At 41.7% G+C, this 21282-nt stretch carries 23 protein-coding genes and 1 other RNA gene; 4 read left to right on the top strand and 20 right to left on the bottom strand.

The annotated features are described in order from the left end of the window. Positions 1-38: 38 nt before the first annotated feature. The 3 genes from ssrS (at position 39) to ACLJJ6_RS03135 (ending at position 1314) form a co-directional block, all read left to right on the top strand. A non-coding RNA gene (gene ssrS / locus ACLJJ6_RS03145) (6S RNA) lies at positions 39-227 on the top strand. Positions 228-439: 212 nt separating this feature from the next. After that, positions 440-724: a hypothetical protein gene (locus tag ACLJJ6_RS03140; protein WP_412989989.1), complete on the top strand. Its 285-nt coding sequence runs from the start codon at positions 440-442 to the stop codon at positions 722-724. A gap of 119 nt (positions 725-843) precedes the next feature. Continuing rightward, a complete protein-coding gene (locus ACLJJ6_RS03135; protein WP_412989988.1) occupies positions 844-1314 on the top strand; it encodes a universal stress protein in 471 nt (156 codons plus the stop codon). 66 nt (positions 1315-1380) lie between these two features. Here the strand turns inward: ACLJJ6_RS03135 and ACLJJ6_RS03130 are convergent, their stop codons facing one another. The 5 genes from ACLJJ6_RS03130 to ACLJJ6_RS03110 form a co-directional block, all read right to left on the bottom strand. Beyond that, positions 1381-1935 carry a DNA-3-methyladenine glycosylase I gene (locus ACLJJ6_RS03130; RefSeq protein WP_412989987.1) on the bottom strand — a complete coding sequence of 185 codons (555 nt, stop codon included), beginning with the start codon at positions 1933-1935 and terminating at the stop codon, positions 1381-1383. Positions 1936-1975: 40 nt separating this feature from the next. Continuing rightward, a complete protein-coding gene (locus ACLJJ6_RS03125; protein WP_412989986.1) occupies positions 1976-3745 on the bottom strand; it encodes a glycerophosphodiester phosphodiesterase family protein in 1770 nt (589 codons plus the stop codon). A 325-nt stretch (positions 3746-4070) separates the two neighbouring features. Next, the gene (locus tag ACLJJ6_RS03120; RefSeq protein WP_412989985.1) at positions 4071-5198 is read right to left on the bottom strand and encodes a D-alanine--D-alanine ligase family protein; all 1128 of its coding nucleotides are present in this window, start codon (positions 5196-5198) and stop codon (positions 4071-4073) included. Positions 5199-5281: 83 nt separating this feature from the next. Continuing rightward, positions 5282-6319 carry a zinc-binding alcohol dehydrogenase family protein gene (locus tag ACLJJ6_RS03115; RefSeq protein ID WP_412989984.1) on the bottom strand — a complete coding sequence of 346 codons (1038 nt, stop codon included), beginning with the start codon at positions 6317-6319 and terminating at the stop codon, positions 5282-5284. Positions 6320-6332: 13 nt separating this feature from the next. Continuing rightward, on the bottom strand, positions 6333-7304 hold the full coding sequence (locus ACLJJ6_RS03110; RefSeq protein ID WP_412989983.1) for a DUF2785 domain-containing protein: 972 nt from the start codon (positions 7302-7304) through the stop codon (positions 6333-6335). Positions 7305-7549: 245 nt separating this feature from the next. On the opposite strand from ACLJJ6_RS03110, the gene ACLJJ6_RS03105 reads away from it, so the two are divergent. Then, positions 7550-8275, top strand: a complete 726-nt coding sequence (locus tag ACLJJ6_RS03105) for a DUF975 family protein (protein ID WP_412989982.1) — start codon at positions 7550-7552, stop codon at positions 8273-8275. Positions 8276-8358: 83 nt separating this feature from the next. Here the strand turns inward: ACLJJ6_RS03105 and ACLJJ6_RS03100 are convergent, their stop codons facing one another. The 15 genes from ACLJJ6_RS03100 to ACLJJ6_RS03030 all read right to left on the bottom strand — a co-directional run bounded on the left by ACLJJ6_RS03100 (position 8359) and on the right by ACLJJ6_RS03030 (position 21273). Next, complete coding sequence (locus ACLJJ6_RS03100; RefSeq protein ID WP_412989981.1) at positions 8359-9132, bottom strand: hypothetical protein; 774 nt, start codon at positions 9130-9132, stop codon at positions 8359-8361. Continuing rightward, on the bottom strand, positions 9122-9991 hold the full coding sequence (locus ACLJJ6_RS03095) for an ATP-binding cassette domain-containing protein (protein WP_412989980.1): 870 nt from the start codon (positions 9989-9991) through the stop codon (positions 9122-9124). Before ACLJJ6_RS03095 ends, ACLJJ6_RS03100 begins: the two co-directional genes overlap by 11 nt. Beyond that, positions 9975-10358 (bottom strand): GntR family transcriptional regulator, encoded by a 384-nt coding sequence (locus ACLJJ6_RS03090; RefSeq protein ID WP_412989979.1) that lies wholly within the window; start codon positions 10356-10358, stop codon positions 9975-9977. The genes ACLJJ6_RS03095 and ACLJJ6_RS03090 overlap by 17 nt, the downstream gene beginning before the upstream one ends. 14 nt (positions 10359-10372) lie before the next feature. Then, positions 10373-12181, bottom strand: coding sequence for an FtsX-like permease family protein (locus tag ACLJJ6_RS03085; protein ID WP_412989978.1), 1809 nt, complete (start codon positions 12179-12181; stop codon positions 10373-10375). After that, complete coding sequence (locus tag ACLJJ6_RS03080; RefSeq protein ID WP_412989977.1) at positions 12171-12953, bottom strand: ABC transporter ATP-binding protein; 783 nt, start codon at positions 12951-12953, stop codon at positions 12171-12173. Before ACLJJ6_RS03080 ends, ACLJJ6_RS03085 begins: the two co-directional genes overlap by 11 nt. A 141-nt stretch (positions 12954-13094) precedes the next feature. After that, positions 13095-14009 carry an L-lactate dehydrogenase gene (locus tag ACLJJ6_RS03075; protein ID WP_412989976.1) on the bottom strand — a complete coding sequence of 305 codons (915 nt, stop codon included), beginning with the start codon at positions 14007-14009 and terminating at the stop codon, positions 13095-13097. A 212-nt stretch (positions 14010-14221) separates the two neighbouring features. Beyond that, positions 14222-15052: a MetQ/NlpA family ABC transporter substrate-binding protein gene (locus ACLJJ6_RS03070; RefSeq protein ID WP_412989975.1), complete on the bottom strand. Its 831-nt coding sequence runs from the start codon at positions 15050-15052 to the stop codon at positions 14222-14224. Between the two features lie 20 nt (positions 15053-15072). Next, positions 15073-15759, bottom strand: a complete 687-nt coding sequence (locus tag ACLJJ6_RS03065) for a methionine ABC transporter permease (RefSeq protein WP_412989974.1) — start codon at positions 15757-15759, stop codon at positions 15073-15075. After that, entirely contained in the window at positions 15749-16786 is a 1038-nt protein-coding gene (locus ACLJJ6_RS03060) for a methionine ABC transporter ATP-binding protein (RefSeq protein ID WP_412989973.1), read from the bottom strand. Before ACLJJ6_RS03060 ends, ACLJJ6_RS03065 begins: the two co-directional genes overlap by 11 nt. Before the next feature lie 360 nt (positions 16787-17146). Further along, positions 17147-18355 carry an FtsW/RodA/SpoVE family cell cycle protein gene (locus ACLJJ6_RS03055; protein ID WP_412990419.1) on the bottom strand — a complete coding sequence of 403 codons (1209 nt, stop codon included), beginning with the start codon at positions 18353-18355 and terminating at the stop codon, positions 17147-17149. A 28-nt stretch (positions 18356-18383) separates the two neighbouring features. Next, complete coding sequence (locus ACLJJ6_RS03050; protein WP_412989972.1) at positions 18384-18602, bottom strand: DUF2969 domain-containing protein; 219 nt, start codon at positions 18600-18602, stop codon at positions 18384-18386. 18 nt (positions 18603-18620) lie between these two features. Beyond that, positions 18621-18881 carry a membrane protein insertion efficiency factor YidD gene (yidD, locus tag ACLJJ6_RS03045; protein ID WP_412989971.1) on the bottom strand — a complete coding sequence of 87 codons (261 nt, stop codon included), beginning with the start codon at positions 18879-18881 and terminating at the stop codon, positions 18621-18623. A gap of 198 nt (positions 18882-19079) precedes the next feature. Beyond that, complete coding sequence (gene murA, locus ACLJJ6_RS03040; protein WP_412989970.1) at positions 19080-20369, bottom strand: UDP-N-acetylglucosamine 1-carboxyvinyltransferase; 1290 nt, start codon at positions 20367-20369, stop codon at positions 19080-19082. 15 nt (positions 20370-20384) lie between these two features. Then, entirely contained in the window at positions 20385-20618 is a 234-nt protein-coding gene (locus ACLJJ6_RS03035) for a DUF1146 family protein (RefSeq protein WP_412989969.1), read from the bottom strand. Positions 20619-20847: 229 nt separating this feature from the next. Beyond that, positions 20848-21273, bottom strand: a complete 426-nt coding sequence (locus ACLJJ6_RS03030; RefSeq protein ID WP_412989968.1) for a F0F1 ATP synthase subunit epsilon — start codon at positions 21271-21273, stop codon at positions 20848-20850. Positions 21274-21282 lie beyond the last annotated feature (9 nt).

Raw genomic sequence — 21282 nt, 5'->3', positions numbered from 1 at the left:
AATTGAATTATTTGTGTAAGCATGCTAATATAAGAGTGAAATTTCTTTGGTGTACGCGTTGTTTCATTTATGTACTGCCGATCAAATAATTTGTTTAGGGACTAAGGATGTTTGATGGCTTGTAAGCCTTTTGGTAGGAAACATAAAGTCAAACCAATTGGTCCCACCGCTAGACATACTTGCGGGCTTTCACTGAGAAACGATTAACGGCACCACAAAGTGTTTCCAAAGCTTTTTAGCTTTGTGGGGATTAGGACATTATGTGCTAATCCCTTTTTTATTAGTTTTAATAAATTTGAATTTTAAAAGGTTTTAACGTTGTGATTAACTTCAAGACCGCATTTCTTCCCCGTCTCGTACAATGGCACATTTAATAATGAGTTGCGGCCCAATGTCAGTAAATTTCAACGCTTTAATTTGTCTTTAAGGAGGCATATCCGTGTTAGTCACAGCCTTAATGATTCTTTTCGCCCTTATTCTAGGTGTGATTGGAACTTACCTCTATCGTCATCAGCAGCGTCCTTTTCTCCTATTTGATCCAACTGAAACCCCGGCGCTGCAAGAATTACTCCGCATTGGCGGATTAGCCCTAATTTTAATGGCCATCATTGCCTTCGTTATTGCATGGACACATGTTACCCTTTTGATTGGTCTGATTCTATTACTTGGGTGCTTATCGACTTCATTAATTCTGATCCTACTAATGAATTTTCTTCCTAAATAGCGCCCCACTATTACTCATTGGTTATAAAATGGTGCCGTTTCCAAAGAAAACGCTTTTTTTCTTTTTATTTTCGTGAATTTAACGTAAAATGGAGTTAGAAAGTTGGAGAGGTGATTAAAATGACACAACAATATAAACATATTTTAGTTCCAGTTGACGGTTCTAAGGAAGCTGAATTAGCTTTTGAAAAGGCAGTTGCTGTGGCTAAACGAAATGAAGGTTCCGAATTACATTTAGTTCACGTTGTGGATACCCGCGCATTCCAAAATATTTCCAGTTTTGATACGGCGATGGTTGAACAAGTCACTGAGACAGCGAAAACAACGCTTGATCAGTACATTGCGGAAGCCAAAGATAAGGGGTTACAAAACGTCGACTATTCAATTGAATACGGTGCACCAAAAGTTGTGATCGCAAACGACATGCCGAAACAGTTGCATACCGATCTCATCATGATTGGCGCAACTGGACTAAATGCCGTTGAACGTCTCCTAATTGGTTCCGTCACTGAGTACGTGACGCGAACAGCAATTTGCGATGTCCTTGTCGTACGAACAGATTTAGATAATCATCCTGTAAAAGTTAAATAAAATAACCACCAAAAAGCCCAGGAAATTTTTAATTTCCCGGGCTTTTTTGAATGCACGCCTAAACCACTATAACACCGCCACTTGGCGATAACGAAAACAACTAACATCATGATCATTAATTAATCCTGCCGCTTGAAAAAATGAATTAAGGAGTTTGGGTCCAATAAAAGTAAATCCAGCGCCTTTCATTTGCTGTGTCACCCGATTCAACAACTCACGGCGGGAAGAAGCAGCATCACTAGCCACCGTTGCCTGTAGGGGCTCAAAATCAAAAAAATGCCAAATATAATCACTAAATGACATGTCTAGAGCCACCACAATTTTGGCATTCGCACAAACCGCACTGATTTTACGTCTGTTTCTGATGATCTGTGTGTTCTGCAATATCTGGTCTACGTCCTTTGCTTTAATCTGTGCAACGCATTCCGGCTCAAATTCGTTAAATTGCGTCATGAAAGCTGGTCTACGTTGTAAAATAGTCTCCCAATTCAGCCCCGCTTGAAAAATTTCCAAAGCAAAACTGGCAAATAATTCCCGAGAATCCAGTACTGGTACTCCCCATTCCTGGTCATGGTACTTTGTCAACAGCTCATTTTTATCCCGCCAACGACACTTATTCATCTTCAACATTCCTTTCTGAACATGAATAAGATACGCATTATTACCACAGTTCGATTAAATTATTGAGCACTTCATACTGACTCAAATCCGTTGCATTCCGCGTACGGATAACGGACTGCAATCTCTGTAAGTGGTTTGTGATGATACCATCCACGCGCAAAGCCAGCATTCGTTTCATGGGTGCTTTACCGTCAACTGGCCAGACAAACACTTTCTTACCTTTTGCCCAAGCTTGCTGAATAAATTGGCGGTTTAACGTATGAAATTCCAGTGAATAAAAGTCCGCTGAATTCGCCGGAATCCGCGCAATATTGAAGGGGGTGATAATGCCTGTCGTCACTTTTGGGGCTTGTTTTTTAAGTTGTTGCATATAGGTCCCATTCAGTGAATGAACGAGATCTCCATGTGCACTCAGATTGCGTGCATACTTCCTTGCAAACAGCTGGATTAAATCATCTGAATCCCCACGACTGGGCTTAATTTCGATGATCAAATGCTGTTTTAACCGGTGTGCCGTGCGCAGGTAATCGGAAAACGAACTGATCTTAGTTTGATAGCCGTTTTCGCGAATGGTCAATTTCGTCAATTGCTTCAGGGTTAACTCACAAGTCGCTTGATTGCGATGCGCCAAATGACTTAGATTCGCATCATGCATGACAACAAACTGATGATCCCGCGTTTCGCGAATGTCCATCTCAACGTAATCCGGTTTTAGTTTCGCCGTCTTTTTCAAAGCCATAATGGTATTTTGAACGCCGTTGCGATCGCTAACCCCGCGATGCGAAATGGTGACAACCTGTTGTGTATGATGTTCATTTCTTTGAATTGAAAAATAGGCATAGGTTGGCGTAACCAACAGCAAAAGCCCTAATAACGCAAAGCCAATCTGTTGAATCTGTTTAATGTCCCACTTCTCATAGTTGGGCAAGGCGTTTTTAAACACCGGAGCCTTAGCCAGTGGCAGCTGGGCCAGTGCGACCCAATCTACTAATTGGGCGAGAAACCCCGTCATAAAAACCAAAAACCACGTCACAAAAAGGAGTTCTGTGAGTGTGATGGCCAAAATCATAAAAATTAACGCCACGTTGGCTTGGTGAATGAACTTATTCAACTGGGAAAGCGTTGCAAGCAACACAAATCCGCCCAGAAACAACGGAACAGAAACCCGCACCACAATCACCAGAATTTGACTTACCATCCGCCAAACACGTTTTTTCGTGAGCTGCCAGCTTAGTTGCAAGCCTTCTCTTAAAGTACATTCGTAACTAATCATCGCTGGAATAGCTAAAATCAAGCGTAAAGCAATCACACACAGCCCCACATACAGGAGTATAAAAATCGGGGCAACAACCCAGCGGTGCGCGAAAATGAAATTTTGCAACGTCAGATTCATGGGCAAATGTGCCAGAATCACGGTTGAAAAACCAAAACCACCTAGCGGGATAGCAATTATCGTATAAAATAAGAAATAGCCAAAACCGATCCACGCATTCTGCTTAAATAAGTGCCGTAAAAGCCGTTTGAGATGACCAAAACTCAACGGCCGCTGATGTTTATAGCCGCTCACAGCCAGAGATCCTGCCATCAACCCAATAAAAATGCCCCAAATAATCATAACAGCAAAAAAAATCTTAAACGGAATTAAAAGGAAATTCTCCGACAAAAACAAAGCATGCTCAATTAACATACTCGCCACGATACCAACTAAAAACGTTAGACTGGTATAATAAAGATTCTCATCAGACTGGATGAGATACTTATTTAATTTTTGTAATCGTACAAAATCCTGAAAAAAGAAACGTTTCATCATGTGCCACATCCCCCACTATACCCATCTTACCATGGTAAAGTTTTGAGCAAAACCATTCAGCGGTAAAATGAAAAAATTATGGGTTTAAAAAGAAGCCGGGAAAATCTCCCCACCTCTTTCAATCGCTGAACTTGAATAATCGAAGCCCCCACAAAGCTACCTTCTCTGATTAACGACAAAAGCCGAATGATTCAAAGAACGAATCATTCGGCTTCCATTGGCATGCGCGAAGTTAAAACATCTTTTTCCCATGATCTGAAAAGACTTTCAGCGAGGGGTCCATAACATCATTGGAAACGCATTCCCGTGAAATCATTTAGTTGAACTATTCCGCATCTAACGGAGTAAAATCATAATGTAATTTTGAACGGCGTTTAAATTCGTCAAACGCCAATTGAATTAAATGATCAATTAATTTGTTATAACTGATTCCCGAAACTTCCCAAAGTTGCGGATATAAACTAATGTTCGTGAATCCAGGTAATGTATTAATTTCGCTTAGATAAGGAACTTTGTCATGGTCAACTAAAAAGTCAATCCGTGCTAAACCGCGACATCCCAGCACCCGGTAAGCATCCAGTGCCATTTGTTGCACTTCTCCGGCTAACTCATCCGAAATGCTGGCCGGCAATTCAAATTGTACGCCACTAGCATCCACAAACTTATTATTATAATCGTAAAACGTGTCGGATTCAGGTACAATGATCCGCCCCACTTCAGAAGCTTTCGGCTGCTCATTTCCTAATATGGAAACTTCTACTTCTTCTGGTTGTTCAATTGATTGCTCCACCAGCACTTTGAAGTCATAGCGGAAAGCATCATCTAATCCAGCTTCAAATTCGGCTTCATTTGTTGCCTTATGAATGCCAACTGAAGAGCCTTGATTAGCTGGTTTCAAGAAAAGCATCTCGCCAAGCAAATCCCGGCAAAAATCGTAAGGGTACTTCTGACGTGTCTCCGGGGTGATGACAAGGTATTTTGTGTTACGAATGCCATTGTGGGTTAACAATTGTTTCGTAACGTCTTTATCAAAAGAGACCGCTGAGGATAAAATACCGCTTCCGACATAAGGCTTCTGCAACAAGCGCAAAAGACCCTGAATGGTGCCATCTTCACCTAAGTTACCATGAATAATTGGGAAATAAACATCAATATCGCGCTGCTTACTCAAATTCAAGACTGGGGCTAACGGATTGCCTTTGTCCACTGCCCGCATAGCGTCTTCAACAACAACATCTTCAGATTCACCATCTTCAGATTCACCATCAAAAATACGACGTGACGAAGCATCACTCAACAGGTAACCATCCTTGGTAATCATGAACAAACTGATTTCATAACGGTCTTTATCCATAGCGTCATAGATATTATGGGCAGAACGTTTCGAAACATCATGTTCAGAAGAATTACCACCAAACAATAAGCCTACGTGTATTTTTTTATCCGTTCTCATTAAAATCCATCCTATCATTTAGATTTTTTATAGAACCTAAAGTATAACATGAATTTCTCCTGAAAACAATTTCATTTCCCAACCTAGGCCGCATTAAATCCTCCCGTCACGACAATCTTCCCAATCATTTGATTGCTTTCAACGAGCTCATGGGCGTGCCGCAAGTTTTCGGCATTAATTCCGGTTAAGGTCAGCGTTAACGTTGAACGCAGGGTTTGTTCATCTAACAGTTGGGCAATTTGAGTTAAGATTTTGCCTTGCGAGGCCATGTCGGCTGTTTGATAGATCCCCTTGGTAAACATAAATTCCCACGCAAGCGTAATACTCTTCGCTTTTAATAGTCCCATTGGTAACGGCGCTACATTTTCCACTATTGAAGTGATGAAGCCTTCAGGAGCTACTAAATCCGCTAAAATAGGCAAGTACCGATCCGTAGATTGAAAAATAGTCGCGAAATCCACCGTGGTAATCTGGGCAGCCGCTAATTGGGCCTTTAATGACTGATGATAATCCAAAACTAAATCTGCATCCAAATTTTTAACCCATTCAACCGTTTCTGGTCGTGCTGCCGTTGTAATCACTTGTAAACCAGCCCATTTAGCCAACTGGATTGCAATGGAACCCACGCCGCCAGCGCCATTAACAATGAGGATTTTTTTCCCTTTGTTTGCGTTGGCTGCGGCTTTGATTGGCATACGTTCAAAAAGGGCTTCCCACGCCGTCAAACTAGTCAGTGGCATTGCTGCGGCCTCTTCCGAGCTAATCGCTTGTGGGGCGTGGGCAATTAACCGCGAATCAACTAATTGAAATTCTTGATCACTACCAGGACGGTTATTGACCCCGGCATAATAGACTTTATCGCCGACCTGAAAATTACCTACCTGTTTGCCAACAGCCACAATCTCGCCCACGGCATCAAAGCCCAGAACCGTCGGCTGATCCGTTTCGGGATGCGTTTGGCGCATTTTCGTATCAACCGGATTGACCGAAACGGCCGCTACTTTGACTAAAACGTCATAGCCCGCTGCTTGTGGTCGGGACACTTTAACATCCATCATACTGTTAGGGTCGCTGATTGGGAGACCTTTATAAAACCCAACTGCTTTAATTTGTTCACTCATTATTAATTACTCCTTAAAACCGAAAATCATTCTCTTCATTCAAATAAACTTTAATCTCCTTGGGCATCTCGGGATTCAACACCATTGCCTGCAGTAAATGCTGCCGATTATACAAACGGGTCCACATTTCTTCGCTTTCTCTGGTTTGAATAGAAACCAGCTCATGGCGCCAGTTTTTTAAAGCTAAGAGTAAGAAATCACTATAAAGTTTATTTTGCCTTGTTAAATTAGCAATGTATGCTGCCAAACGTTCGGGTTCACCAAAGATCAGTGGCGTGTCCAAACGTTTATAGCGAACCAGCAGGACGGCCAACATCAAAAGCTTATCAGCTCGTACCAGGCTGTTATCAACCGCCAGTTCATCCAATACATTGCCAATATGCGTATAAGCATGGGCCCAGCCCTTCTGTCCCACATAACCTCTCGTATCCACTTCAAGTGCCATGTAAGTCACTAACTGATCTACCAGCGTATTTTTACTTTCATCATCAATAAAATGCGAACCCGCGCGGTCAATATACAAAATAGTGGAAAGAAACATTAAACTAAATGAACGTTGAAAAATGCCGTCATTTTCCGGTTCTGTAATGTGTCCGAATAAGCTCTCATCTTGAACTAACCGTGTGAAAAGCATCTTGAGTTGTTTTTTAGAAGTAATTTGCTGTTGCAAGATATCACTAAATAAAAAGTACACCCCTTTGTCACGCACAGCTGGATTTGGTGACCCAATGTGATGAAATAGGGTGAATAAATCCTGATCGGAAATGGTTTGCAGTTGATGGTCATTTAGCTGATCACGTAATTTCTGTAGCAAATCCAAGATGCCGTCTTGATCATCAGGCAACTGAACTGGTGTTGGCGCGCTGCGTGCTACCGATCCCATAATATGATCAATTTCTGGTAAGAGTGATTGATAAATTTGTCCATTTTGGAGCTTTACGCGTAAATCTTGTAATTTTGTCCGTGTTTTTTCGACTTCTTTCATAGTACAGTTCTCCTTCAGTAATAGGTTAATTTTACCACGCTTGCCCTGCAAAAGCTTTTTTCAAGTTGTCCGCATCCATTTTTCTTGCGCACCACATCATTCGCTAAAAGGTAGCAATACGAGTTAGCTTGAAAACTAGCTGGAACTACCCGGATTTTGCAAATAAAAGTCCGTTTCAACTCACTAACCTGAGTTGTCTATTTATGCGTTCATGTTAAAATAGGTAAAAAGGAGAGAAGAAAAATATGTCAAATCATCGTGTTCGTCAAGCTCTTAAACAAGAAGTCAAACAAACTTTTAAAGGCCGCTGGGGAGAAGCAACTCTCACTGCCATCGTTCCGGTGGTGGTGCGTGCTATCGTGGGGTTTATGATTTCTCTGCTCATCTTAGCCGCTTTGTATCTCTTCATAAAAAATCCAGAAATAGTTACCCAACAAGCGTCGGACTATGCCAGTGAAGACACCCCAACCAATAGTTCTGGGGCATGGAGTTTTTTACGTACCGCGCTGGTGACCTTTATTGGTGTGGGGATCAGCTACACCTACTTAGATTGGTTACGCAAGCCTAACCTCGTTTTTTCGCCGCTCAAAAGCGGTTTTCAGGCTTTTACGCGCCGTTATTTTATTCCTACCCTCGCAATTTTTATTTTACAATTTATTTTTCTATTTCTATGGAGTGTGCTTTTTATCATTCCTGGCATTATTAAGTATTTTTCTTATTCGCAGTCTTATCTGATTTATAAAGATCAATTGGCTGCCGGCAATGGCGATCGGATTGAATACGTTGATTGCATCACTATGAGCCGGAAATTAATGGATGGTCACAAGTGGGAATTTTTCTTACTTAAACTCAGTCTGCTAGGCTGGCTGGCCCTTTGCCTATTCAGTTTCGGAATTGGCTTTATCTGGTACGTGCCTTATTCACAAGGCGTTTACACAGCATTTTACAAGCACCTCGTGGAAATTCAGTAAACCGGTTTAAACTTCATTTCTGACAAAAAGGCTTTTAATTTTTCCTCCTAATCATTAGAAGGTTAAAAATTAAAAGCCCTTTTTTATTGAGTTTTAATTGTGAGGTGGCGTTGTAGCCAATAGGTTAAACCCATGCCAATCAGATTTAAGACCACCATAGTTCCCATCGGGTAAAAGGGATTCCATTTGCCCGCATAGGGTGTGTACCCAAAAACAAATTTCAAAACTTTTTCAACCAAATGTAAATCCATTTCATTCTGGAATCTGATCACAAAACTTAAAATCACGCCCATACCGATGGGAACCGCTAACCACAAAAAGAGTCGGGTTCGTTTTTTGACCAACGCCGCAATACTGCCAAAAAAGTGGCCCGCAAGTGCAAACATAAGCAGTAACAAAAATTCATAAATAATTTGAACCGGAATATTCCAAAAATTACCCAGTCCCAAGAATTTACCGAATCCTGTCGTAAACATCGTATGGTCAGTTTTACCCGTAATCGGTAAAATCAATGCATAGTAATAAAGATAGTTGACGATGCTCATCAACAAACTACTCAAAATTAAAGTTCCCATGGTTGCCTTCCAAACCGTTTGGCGCGAAATCCCATTTTGAATATAGAACTTGAACGGTTCGTACACTCGGTAAGCAGCAATCATCAAGAAAAACACTGAGATAAATGGTAATAAGTCGTTCTCTAACAGGCTGTTAAACGTGATGCCGTCCAAGCCGCCAGTGAAAATTATCGCGAAAGTGATTGGTAAAAGAAAGATGGCCGCAAGTGTTAAGAGATAAGTATAAGCCAGCCCTTTAAGATAATACCCGAGCTTATCTTGAAAAACTTGTTTAGTCTTCATGACTAACCTCCTCACTAGTTAAATGAATAAACAATTTTTGCAGATCCATACGCGAAATTTGCACCGTATCCGGAATTTCACGATCATTGTTCAACTCGCCAAAAACATAATTTCCCTTCAAATTACCCAACGACTCTGTACCGATCACATTAAGCCCTTGTGTATATGCGGCAACTTTGTCGGCTGGACCCGTAATCAAATAGGCCTGTGCCAACATATGATCAACATCATCATCAATAAGAATTTTTCCATTTTCGACAATAAAGACATGTTCAATCATGTTTGCGACTTCTTCAATGATATGGGTAGAAATGACAAAGGTGCGGGGATGCTCACCGTAACTTTCCATTAATTCCCGATAAAAAAGTTCGCGGTGATTGGCATCCAAACCTAAAATTGGTTCATCCAAGAAAACATAGTCCGCCGGGACACACAAGGCCACAATCAACTTAAAAATCGTACGGTACCCCGTTGATAACTGACCAAAGCGTGCCTTTTGACTAAGACCAAAAGCGCCACATAATTTTTCGGCATACGGCTCGTTAAAATTCCCATACATGGTCTTAGTGGTTTTAAATAATTCCCGAACACGACTGCGCTTCGGATATAGATTAACTTCACTCATCAAATAGAGTTTTCCCAGCTGAGCGTCGTTTTCATGAACAGGCACATCATCCAGGAGAACGGCACCCTTTGTCGGAAAAATACGGTCACTCATAATGTTGAGTAAGGTGCTCTTGCCTGCCCCATTGCGACCCAACAACCCATAGATCCGATTGGGCTCCAACGCCAAGTTAATATCCGCTAGAATCACCTTTTTCCCAAATTTCTTGGTGATTCGTTCAACCTTGATCCCCATTGACACTATACCCCCTCTTAATCAGTGCAATCAGCTCATTTTCTGTTAACTTTAAATTTCTGGCTTCCAGCACAATTTTTTTGACGTAATCTGTATAAAACGCAGCCTGCCGTTTGGTCAAAATGAGCTGATAGGCCCCATCCCTAACAAACATCCCCAAACCTCTGCGTTTCTCGATCAATTTTTCGTGAACTAAAATGTTCATGCCTTTTAAAACTGTGGCTGGATTGATATGAAATTCTCGTGACATTTCCGTTGTCGAAGGAATTTGAGTTTCCTCTTCAAAAGCTCCTGTAAAAATGCCCTCTTCAATTTGATTTGCGACCTGTAAATAAATTGGTTCCTGTCCAGTAAAATCAAATTGCATATCCTCACCACCTTTTATGACTGCATACGTACAGTTGGCACGACTAGTTTTTCATAAATAAATAACGTAATTAAATAATACCCTAAATAGAGCAGCAAGAAAATAATAAATGGCGTTTCTAATCCCGCATACTGCTTGCCGGCCATTACCGGTGCAAAGAGCCTTAAACCAAATAAGACATGGATAATCCCTAAGATTCCTGGTAAGCCAAACAGCACACCGATCTCACGGCGAATAGATTTCTTGATCAAATTCTGGCGCGTGCCCAAGCGATTCAACATATGATAACGGCGTTGGTCTGCACGAGCACCACTCAAAATCTTAAACATTAAGCAACTTGCTAACATGGTTAAGAAAGCCAGTCCTAAGAAGAAACCGACAAATTCCAGACCGCCAAACATCAGGTTTGCAACCTGATAGGCTGGATAGGCACCACCCATTTGCTGTAGCGTAATCTTGCCACCAAATTGTTTGGTCTGATCATCCGCAATCTTTTTCAATACAGGGGCATTTTTGCTGACACTATTAGTTCTTAAAACGGTTAACGGACTGATAGGTGCTTTTATCTTGTTAAAGGCTGTTCGTGAAACAAATTCAGCCTTCCCGATTCGGGTAAGGTCATTTGATTGCAGCATAATCAATTGCATTTCTGCACGGCTGCCAGGCTTAATTTGATGAGGCGAAACCTGGCGATAAACGGTCCGATCCAGGTTTCCAGTTGCCACTCGGAAAGGCGTTTTCTCAAATTCGTCTTTGATAAAGTAAGCAGTGGTTCCCACAACTTTTCGCTGGTAGGTTGTCTGCTGCTTCAAATCCAACTGTTTGGTCAAACTTTGCGTTCTGGCCGACTGCTTCAGAACTGCTAAATCATAAGCTGAGTTTTGCTGTGAGATACTAGGTATCAACCGATGGTAACCCATCCCAACTGTAATCGCACCGAGGGCCAGAGCAAAAAGAATACTAACCACCGTCAACATTTTTGTATAGTCCCGAATTCGAAAACTAAGTTGACTAAAAGTAAAGCCGTTTAACCCTTTATAGGCCCATTTTGATTTAGATAAGCGATGGATTAAAAGTTGGAAAAAGGCATGGTACAAACAGTAAGTTCCCAGAACAATGGTCACAAGTGCAATGGGGATTGCATTCAAAACCAACGTCTCAACGGCACCCATCGCCCAGTAGCCAATCGCAATCAAGATGAGGCCCAGCACACCTTCCAAATAACGCCAAAAAGATACCTTCACTGGCTGGTCGGCTTCTGTATCTCCTTTTAACAGCTTTAAAACGGTTTTATGCAGTAATTTATACTGATTAATCAGAGCAGCTAAGAAGAAAATCACCACAAAGAAAATCACGGTTACTAAGATTGCTGTACCGTTGAAAGCTTGAAAATGCGTAATCTGAACGCCCAGTTGTTTCATCAGCAAGGAGGAAAGCCCACCTGTTAAACCGATTCCTGCTAAAATACCAATAATTGTCGAAATCATCCCGATCAACAGTGTCTCTAGAAAAATCAAGAGACCTAAGCGGAATCTTTTGCCGCCTAACATAATAAAAAGTCCGTAATCATGTTCACGTAAGTTCATCAAAAAGGAATCTGCGTAAACAATATAAATTAGCGTAATAATAGCTAATAAGACTGAGCCAAATTGGAAAACGACCGACGCCACACCAAACGAAATGTTGCCCTTAATCAAAGCTTGATTCGTTGCAATGGCTTCAAACATGTAGAAAATTGCCGCGGAAATGATTAATCCGGAAAAGAGCACCAAGTAATCACGCCAGCGGTCACGCATACTGACAAAAGCTAACTTAAATAACATCGACATCCTCCCCCTGATCATTGAATGTACCCAACTTGCTTAAAATCATCTGGTAAAATTCCCCGCGTGTTTTACCCTTTGCTTCCAGTTGTTCACCGATTCGGCCGTCCTTGATAAATAAAATACGTTTGCAATAACTTGCTGAAAACGGATCATGTGTGACCATCAGAACCGAAACTTGTTCTTCTTCATTAACCTGTTTAAGGGTCTCCAAAAGTTCACGTGCACTTTTGGAATCCAAAGCTCCAGTTGGTTCATCCGCAAACATAATCTGTGGACGTGAAATCAGTCCCCGAGCTGCCGCAACGCGCTGCTTTTGTCCGCCTGAAATTTCCACTGGATACTTAGTTAAAAGATCGGCAATGCCCAATTGGCCAGCAATTTGATGCACCAATTCGTTAATCTGGCGTTTGCGGGTTCCTTGCAAGGTTAACGGTAAACCGATATTTTCGGCGTTGGTTAAACTTTCCAGCAAATTGAAATCTTGGAAAATGAAACCAATCTGTTTGGCACGAAAATCCGAAAGCTGTTTACCTTTAAGCGTTGAAATATCCTGTTGCCCCACAAATACCTGACCTTCAGTTGGCCTATCCATGGTAGCTAAAATATTCAATAAAGTGGTCTTCCCAGAACCCGAAGCGCCCATAATACCGACAAATTCACCTTTTTCTACTTTAAAATTAACATCCTTTAAAGCTGTATACTGCTTTTCATTTTTCTTTCCGTAAACTTTGGTCACGTTTTGAACGTCAATGACTGCTTTTTCTGTCATGATGATTCCCCCTAGGTAGTTTGGTTAATTACTCATGTAGCTAACTATACCAGGTGTCCATCTTACTGTCAATCAAAAAAGACCTCCACAATTTTTCAGAATAAACTCAAAAAAATTGTAGAGGTCATAAACTTGTTGAAATTAAGCTAATTTAGCTACACTGTCATGAATCATTTTAGCTGATGCTGCAAATTTCTGTTGTTCTTCTTCACTCAAAGGCAAATCAACTACCGACTCAATCCCGTTTTTACCCACTATCGCAGGTAACCCCACGTAAGTCTCAAATTGGTCACTATAGCCTGATACCGGACAAACCAACTTGGCATCCGCTAAGACGGCCTGTCCTAAACTGACGGCACAAGTAGCAATGGCATCTGAAGTAAAGCCCTTGCCTGATGCCACTTCCCAAGCACCTTGCTTTGCCTCGTCAGCCAATTGATCAAAGTCAAAATTTGAAGCTGCTGGTAAGGCTTGGATAGCTTGCCCTTGGACCCGAACACTCGACCAAGCCACAAACTGTGTGTTCCCATGTTCACCCAACACGTAACCTTCCACACTTCTGGGGTTCACATGAAGTTTTTCACCAACCACCCGTTGCATTCGGGCTGTATCCAAAAAGGTCCCGGTGCCAAAAACACGTTGCTTTGAAAAGCCAGTTAATTTTTGTAAGTAACTTGTGACCGCATCACAAGGATTCATAATATCAATGATAAAGCCATGAAATCCAGAAGCCACAATTTTAGGTGCAATTTCTTTGACGACTGCTGCCGTGAATTTAAATTCATCAAATCGGTCGCCGCCATTGGTTGAAATTGAAATATCCCCCGCCGAAATATATAGAATTTCGACATCTTTTAAAGCGTCGTAATCTTGAATTGACACTTGGGTTGTCGTATTTAGTCTCGCCTGGGCATCTTGCAAATCGAGTTGTTCTGCCCGGGACTTCTTTGGATCCTTATCAATTAAAACTAACGAATCAGCAATTCCCTTAGTTACCAAGGTATATGCTACGGTTCTGCCAACATTTCCTAAACCAATAATTCCAAATTTTCGCATTTTAACACCCTTTCTCATTACTAATCCTATCCTACCATTTTAAATGAACTGGTCAATACAAACAAAGGATCCAGCTGCCAAATTAGATTGATGCTAAAACCATATAACTGGCTTTAAAATCAATTTCTGGGGGGTCCAGCAGTGAGCCATAATCGTATAAAAAAACTGGAACAATTTGAACTGTTGTTCCAGTTTTCTAACTTTCTTATTGCTTAGTTTGTTGCTTTAACTGGTAAAACAGCACCCTTGTAATGTTTCTTAATCCAAGACTGAGTACTCTTCGATTGTAAAGCTTTAACTAATTTCTTGATTGCTTTGTTGTTCTTTTCGTTAGGACGAATTGCAATGATATTCTTGTAAGGCGAACTTGATTTTTCAATTGCGATGGATTGTGTAATTGGGTTCAAACCACTTTGAACGGCATAGTTCGCATTAATAACGACGGCGTCTCCTTCGTTATTCTTGTACAGTTGTGGCATCAATTTTGGTTCATAACTGTGTTTAAATTGTAAATGTTTTGGATTAGAGGCAATATCTGAGAAGGTTGCACTTGTGATATCCACACCCTTCTTGATAGTAATTAAGCCGGCATCCTTGAAGATCGTTAAAACACGGCCATAATCAGGTGTGTTACTACTTACTAACACAGTTGCGTTGTTTGGCAAATCTTTCAAATGCTTATACTTCTTAGAGAATACTGAGATGGGTTCCAAATGAACAGCCCCGGCATCAATCAAATTTCCCTTATTCTTTTGGTTCCATTGCTTCAAGAATGGGATGTGTTGGAAATAGTTGGCATCAATATCACCACTAGCTAAAGCCTTGTTCGGCAACACGTAATCTTGGAATACTTTGATTTTCAAGTTTACGCCTTCTTTTTTCAATTGAGGTTGGACGTGCTTCAAAATTTGCGCATGAGGCACAGCAGATGCGCCAACTGTAATGGTAGTCGTCTTCGTTGAACTTGATTTCTTTCCACAAGAAACTAATAATAATGCGGTTGCTGCAATTGCCAATAAACTAAAAATCTTACTCTTCTTCATATTCAAACTCCTCCTAAATATTAAACAACTCGCTTATCAACTTTGCGGGTTGCGAAATCCCCAACAAACTGAAATGCGAAAACAATAATAACAATAATAACCGTGGCGACTAAAGTGACTGTATTGTTGCTACTCTCGAACCCTTCTTGATAAGCAAGGTTTCCAAGTCCCCCAGCACCAATTGCGCCGGCCATTGCGGTATAGCCAATTAATGAGATTGTGGTGACTGTGATCCCCGAAATCAATGCTGGTAAGCTTTCGGGCAGAAGAACCTTTGTAATAATCTGCCACTGATTAGCTCCCATTGCATCTGCAGCCTCCAAAACGCCACGATCAATTTCATGAAACGCCAGCTCAACCATCCGGCCATAAAACGGTGCTGCAGAAATAATCAGCGAAGGTAATGCGGCTACCGGACCAATGATGGTGCCGACCATCTGCCGCGTAAATGGTAAGAGCAACACAATCAAAATAATAAAGGGAATGGAACGAAAAACGTTCACAAACAATGCGACAACCCAATTAATGATACGAACGACAAGGTTGTGACTGCCGCTTGTTTCGAATAGTAACAACCCAATGAAGTAGCCTAATACCGCTACTGCCACAATGGAAACCACGGTCATCCAAACGGTTTCCCAAGTGGCACTCCACATCTGGTTCCAATCAACTGTATTAAATTCAAAATATCCTGTATTACCGCCCATGTTCTATCACCTCGGTTTCAACACGCATAGTCTTCAGATAATCTAGTGCACCTTCTATATCCGGTTCATCACCAATTAGTTGCAAGAAAAGCGAGCCAATCGCCCCTTCTGCCGTCTGATGAATATTACCTTCAATAATACTAATTCGCAGTTTCGGGAACTTATGAATAATTTCCGAAACGATGGGCAAATTGGCCTGGTTACCGTGGAAAGTTAACTGAATGATCCGTCCGTTTGGATATTCCTTAAGCAGTTGCTCAACTGCCACATTCGTATCCTCCGGTGACGGCGCTGCCTCTGAATAAACGAACCGTTTGGTAATTGGTTGTTGGGGATGCTTAAAGACCTCTAAAACTTCGCCAGTTTCAATGATCTCACCACCATCTAATACCGCCACATGATCACAAATCTTACGAATCACGTGCATCTCATGCGTGATTAAAATGATTGTGATCCCCAGTCGCTTATTGATATCTAACAACAGATCCAACACTTCATCAGTTGTTTGCGGATCTAGTGCACTGGTTGCTTCATCAGAAAGTAAAATTTCAGGATCATTAGCTAAAGCACGAGCAACACCAACCCGTTGCTTTTGCCCACCAGATAATTCAGATGGATAGGCATCCTCTTTGCCTTCAAGACCCACAAGTTTAATCAGTTCTTCGGCTTTCTTTTTCCGTTCACTCTTAGAAATTTTCGCAATTTCAAGCGGAAATTCAATATTTTTGAGAACGGTCCGTGACCAGAGGAGATTAAAATGTTGAAAAATCATTCCGATTTTGTGGCGTTTCTTCCGTAAATCGCCCCGATTGAGGTTGGAGATTTTAGTACCATTGACATCAACTTCACCGGTGGTCGGCGTCTCCAAACCGTTTAGCATTCGAATCAGCGTGGTTTTTCCAGCACCTGAATAACCGACGATCCCAAAGATTTCGCCATCTTCAATCTTCATGTTGACGTCTTTAATCGCCTTAACCGTTCCCTTTTCTGTGGTGAAGGTTTTCGACACATCTTTAAATTCTATCAAACCATCATCCTCCTTTTCTCTCGCAAAAAAAAATCTTTCGTCCCATCGAAATAAATCGACAAGGACGAAAGACTTTGCTCCCGTGTTACCACCTAATTTTACCGATTTCTCACAAAATCGGCCTTAACGAGTCAAACAACTCTAGCGCTGTAATGGGCGCACCCAGTATTCACTCACCATTGCTCGCAAATACCGCTTTTTGATCAAGACCATCTTCAATTAAACTTGCTGTTCCTTCTCACCAAACGGAACTCTCTTTAAAGTAGACTTTAATTTACTCATCTTGTTTTAATGTTTAGCTGTTAAAAGCAGTATACCCATTCTCAGAATGCCTGTCAACCACTAAACCAAACTTTTTAGTTAAAAATCTGTTCTTTGTAATTGACTATACGAATCATGATGGAATCTCATCGACATAATCAGCCCGATCCCAATCATATTTCCGATCAATGCGGACCCCCCTTGACTGACAAAGGGCAACGGGATCCCCGTTAGTGGCAATAACCCAATGTTCATACCAATGTTTTCAAACACATGAAAGAGGATCATCATAATCGTTCCGGATGCAATATACGCATAAAAGGCATTTTTGGTATCAAAGGTAACGCGAATCATTTGATAAATAAGCAACATGTATAGCAAAATTAAAACCGCACTTCCCACAAATCCGAAGTTTTCCCCCACCACGGAGAAAATCATATCTGATTCACGGACCGGCACGTAGACATTCGACGTATTAAACCCTTTGCCAAAAATTTCACCAGAGCCAATCGCTTTGATACTTTGCCATAATTGATATCCCTGGTTGGTTGTATCAGAAGACGGGTGCAGCCAAGTATCGATTCGGGCAAACTGATAACTTTCAAAACCAATGTGTGAAAGCAGATTCCGTCCCCAATCACTCACGACCAGCATCAGTGTGCTGCTGGCCAAAACAATTGCGGTAACAAACCCCGGTAAGAGAATTCGCCAAGTTATCCCTGAAACGATTAACAGACCCGCAAAAATTGCGATGAAGACCAGCATTGTCCCGAAATCATGTTGCAAGAGTAACAGCACTGGAATTGGCAGTGTCCAAAGGATCATCTCACCAATCAATCGCCAGTCGGAACGCATGGTATGGCGTGGGTGCTGGGCATTATAGTCAGCAATCACTTTGGACATCATCAAAATATAAGCTGGCTTCATCACCTCTGAAGGCTGAAAAGTAAAGGAATTACCAATTGCAAACCAACTCTTGGCACCGGAACTAGCCGCGTAATTTCTACTGTAAAAAAACAATACCGCAACTAATAGAAATATTCCCAACCAGTAAGCATACGGTGCAACTCTCCATAGCTGTTCGGAATCAAATTGCATGATAACCACGACTGCCACCGTGCCGAGTCCATACCAGATCAATTGTGACATTACCTGGTGAATCACGTTTACACCGCCAGTATCATGACTAGCCGCCACATAAATAGAAGCCAAGCCAATCAAGGCTAACATTAATACCGAAAAAATAATACCGTAATCAATTCGGGAATCTCCTTCCCGTCTTCTCACTCGTGAATCGTTATTCAAAATAAAATTCCTTCCTTAGCTGCGTGCACGTTTATTGATGAAGGTTATACTCCTGTAACAGCCATTCGACCGCATCATCTAGGGTCTTCGCTGTAAAATCGCCACCCCCAATTAAATGGGTGGCGAACTCTTTGTTTTGGGGTGTCACTTCACCAATCAAATTTTTGGCAATGTAAAGCTGTTGAATGGTTTGTCCACCAACCTCTTTTTCAACCAGTTGCACCTTAACGCTCTGCTGTTTTTTTGCCATGATTTCCTCCAAAATTTTTTAGTTTAATATTTTCTCGTCAGGATGAGGATTACGCTTTAACGTAAAATAATCAGGAACCGGATCATATCCGCCCTTCACAAACGGATTACATCTCAATATGCGGGCGGTTCCCATTAACGTTCCCTTCAACGCCCCATGTTTTTTTAGCGCCCCGACCATGTAATTGGAACACGTCGGATAATAACGGCAACTCGGTGGAAATAGGGGCGAGATGACCTTCTGATAAAGCTTTACCAGTCCTAATAAAATTTTTTTCACCGTTTTCCACCTCTTCTCCCGATTCAATCTAACAGCCTATTATAGCACATCACAAATTACCACTTAAAGTACGAATCCGGTCTCAAACAGAATGTTAATAAAAAATAAATGGTTAATTAAAAGCGGATTGTCCCCTTGTTAATCAACCATTTATTTAGATGTTCATGTGCAGGTGCCAATTAGCTCGCCGAATGTGCCCTAGTTTTTGATTGTCACAGTCGTACTGCCTTCAGAAACCCGTTTAATTTCTGCACCTAGTGCGCCTAATTTACCGTGGAAATTGTAGTAGCCACGATCCAAATACTTCAAGTTTGTCACTTGCGTATATCCCTTAGCCACTAAGCCCGCAATCACTAGTGCCGCCCCCGCACGTAAATCGGTAGCCGCAACTTCTGCACCGCTAAAATTAGTCGGTCCGCTCATAACCACTGAAGAACCTTCAATGGTGTAATGTGCATTCATTCGTCGTAATTCTTCCAAGTGCATGAATCGATTTTCAAACACCGTTTCCGTTAAGGTACTGGTCCCCTTTGCCAAGAGCTGGAGCACCGACATTTGAGGTTGCATGTCAGTTGGAAACCCGGGATGTGGCAGTGTTTTCACGGCCACTGGTTTTAGTTGCTTCGGGCCAATCACCCGAATCCCGTCATCCCCATCAATCACTTGAACACCCATTTCGCGCATTTTTGAAATTAATGGTTTGTTGTGTTCTGAAATGGCATCCTGGATGAGTACGTCCCCTTGTGTCGCAGCCGCCGCGACCATAAATGTACCGGCTTCAATCCGGTCCTGGACAACTGCGTGACTAGTCCCATGCAATTTGGCTACTCCAACAATCCGTAACGTCTCAGTACCAGCACCTGTGACGCGGGCGCCCATTTTATTGAGAATCATCGCTAAATCCACAATTTCTGGTTCGCAAGCCGCATTTTCGATAATCGTTGTGCCTTGTGCTAACGTCGCTGCCATCATAATGTTTTGGGTCGCCCCAACACTCGGAAAGTCCAGATAAATATTAGTCCCCACTAATTTGCGTGCACTGGCTTCTATGTATCCGTCGTGTTGGGTAATGTGGGCGCCAAGCGCGGTTAGCCCCTTCAAATGCAAATCAATTGGTCGTGAGCCAATGGCACATCCTCCTGGCATTGCGACTTTAGCATGCCCCGTCCGCGCTAGTAATGGCCCCATGACCACAACCGATGCCCGCATTTTAGAAACATACTCAAAAGGTGCTTCGGTCGAAATTTGTTTGGTCGCATCCATTTTGATTTCATGTTCAGCTTCAAGAAATTCTACATCAACGTTTAAAAAACGGAGGACGTTATTCATTGTGTAAACGTCGGACAAAATCGGCACATTACTCAGTTCTAATTGTCCTTCGCTCGCCAGAATTCCTGCCGCTAGAATCGGCAAAACCGCATTTTTTGCGCCTTCAATTTTAACAACACCTTTTAATCGATTACCGCCCTTAACAATAATTTTATCCACGAACGAAACCTCCAACTATTTTAATAAATATCCTAAATTACGAATGTTATTGATCAACTCTAAGAAAAATGAACTGCTTAAATAACCCAATCCAATGGAAAGCAACACAATCAGCGTCTTAAACTGGTTGGGATTGTTGACTCGGATCAATCTTTCTAAATGGATGCCTTGAATGGCCCAAAAAGAAATGAAAATAAAAAAGAAATAACAAATTAAAGTAAGTAATGCTTGGATTCCTAGTAAATTCATAAAAGCCTCTTAATAAATCAAGATTTACTACAATGGTATCATACTCACTAAAAAATAGCGCGTTTGATTCTCACTTTTAGAAATTACTAAATATCTGATGCGTATCAATTGGACGTTACACCGGATTGGGGGGAGGTCCCATGCGAACAATTCTCTTTCAAAACCAAAAAAAGGCCTCAAAGCAATTGCTTGCCTTGAAGCCTTCTCATTTTAGCTTTTAAACACTGAACTAATGCTTAGCCACATTAATCCGGTTGATCGCTCGTCGTAAGGAAATTTGCGCCCGTCGTAGCGTGGAATTATCATGCGCTTCTTGGGCTTTACGAATTGTCTCTTGCGCGCGTTTACGTGCATTTTCAGCACGTGCGACATCAATATCAGACTCATTTTCTGCTGTATCCGCCACGATAGTTGCAGTGTTGTTAGAAAATTCCACAAAACCACCGTTGACGGCAACTGCATCTTCATTTGCACCTGAATCTTCATGTTGAATCCGTACTTCGTCAATTGCTAACGACGCAATAATAGGGACATGGTTAGGCATAATTCCTAATTGGCCATCTCTTGTTTTCACAACCAGCATTGTGGAAGTGCCATCATAGACCTGCCCATCAGGAGTTACGATACTAACGGTTAATACTGATTTATCAGCCAATTAGAACCC

The organism is Pediococcus siamensis (assembly GCF_047220215.1).
GTDB lineage: Bacteria > Bacillota > Bacilli > Lactobacillales > Lactobacillaceae > Pediococcus > Pediococcus siamensis.
Note: the sequence above shows the minus strand (reverse complement) of the source record. Positions and strands in the feature narration are given on the sequence as shown.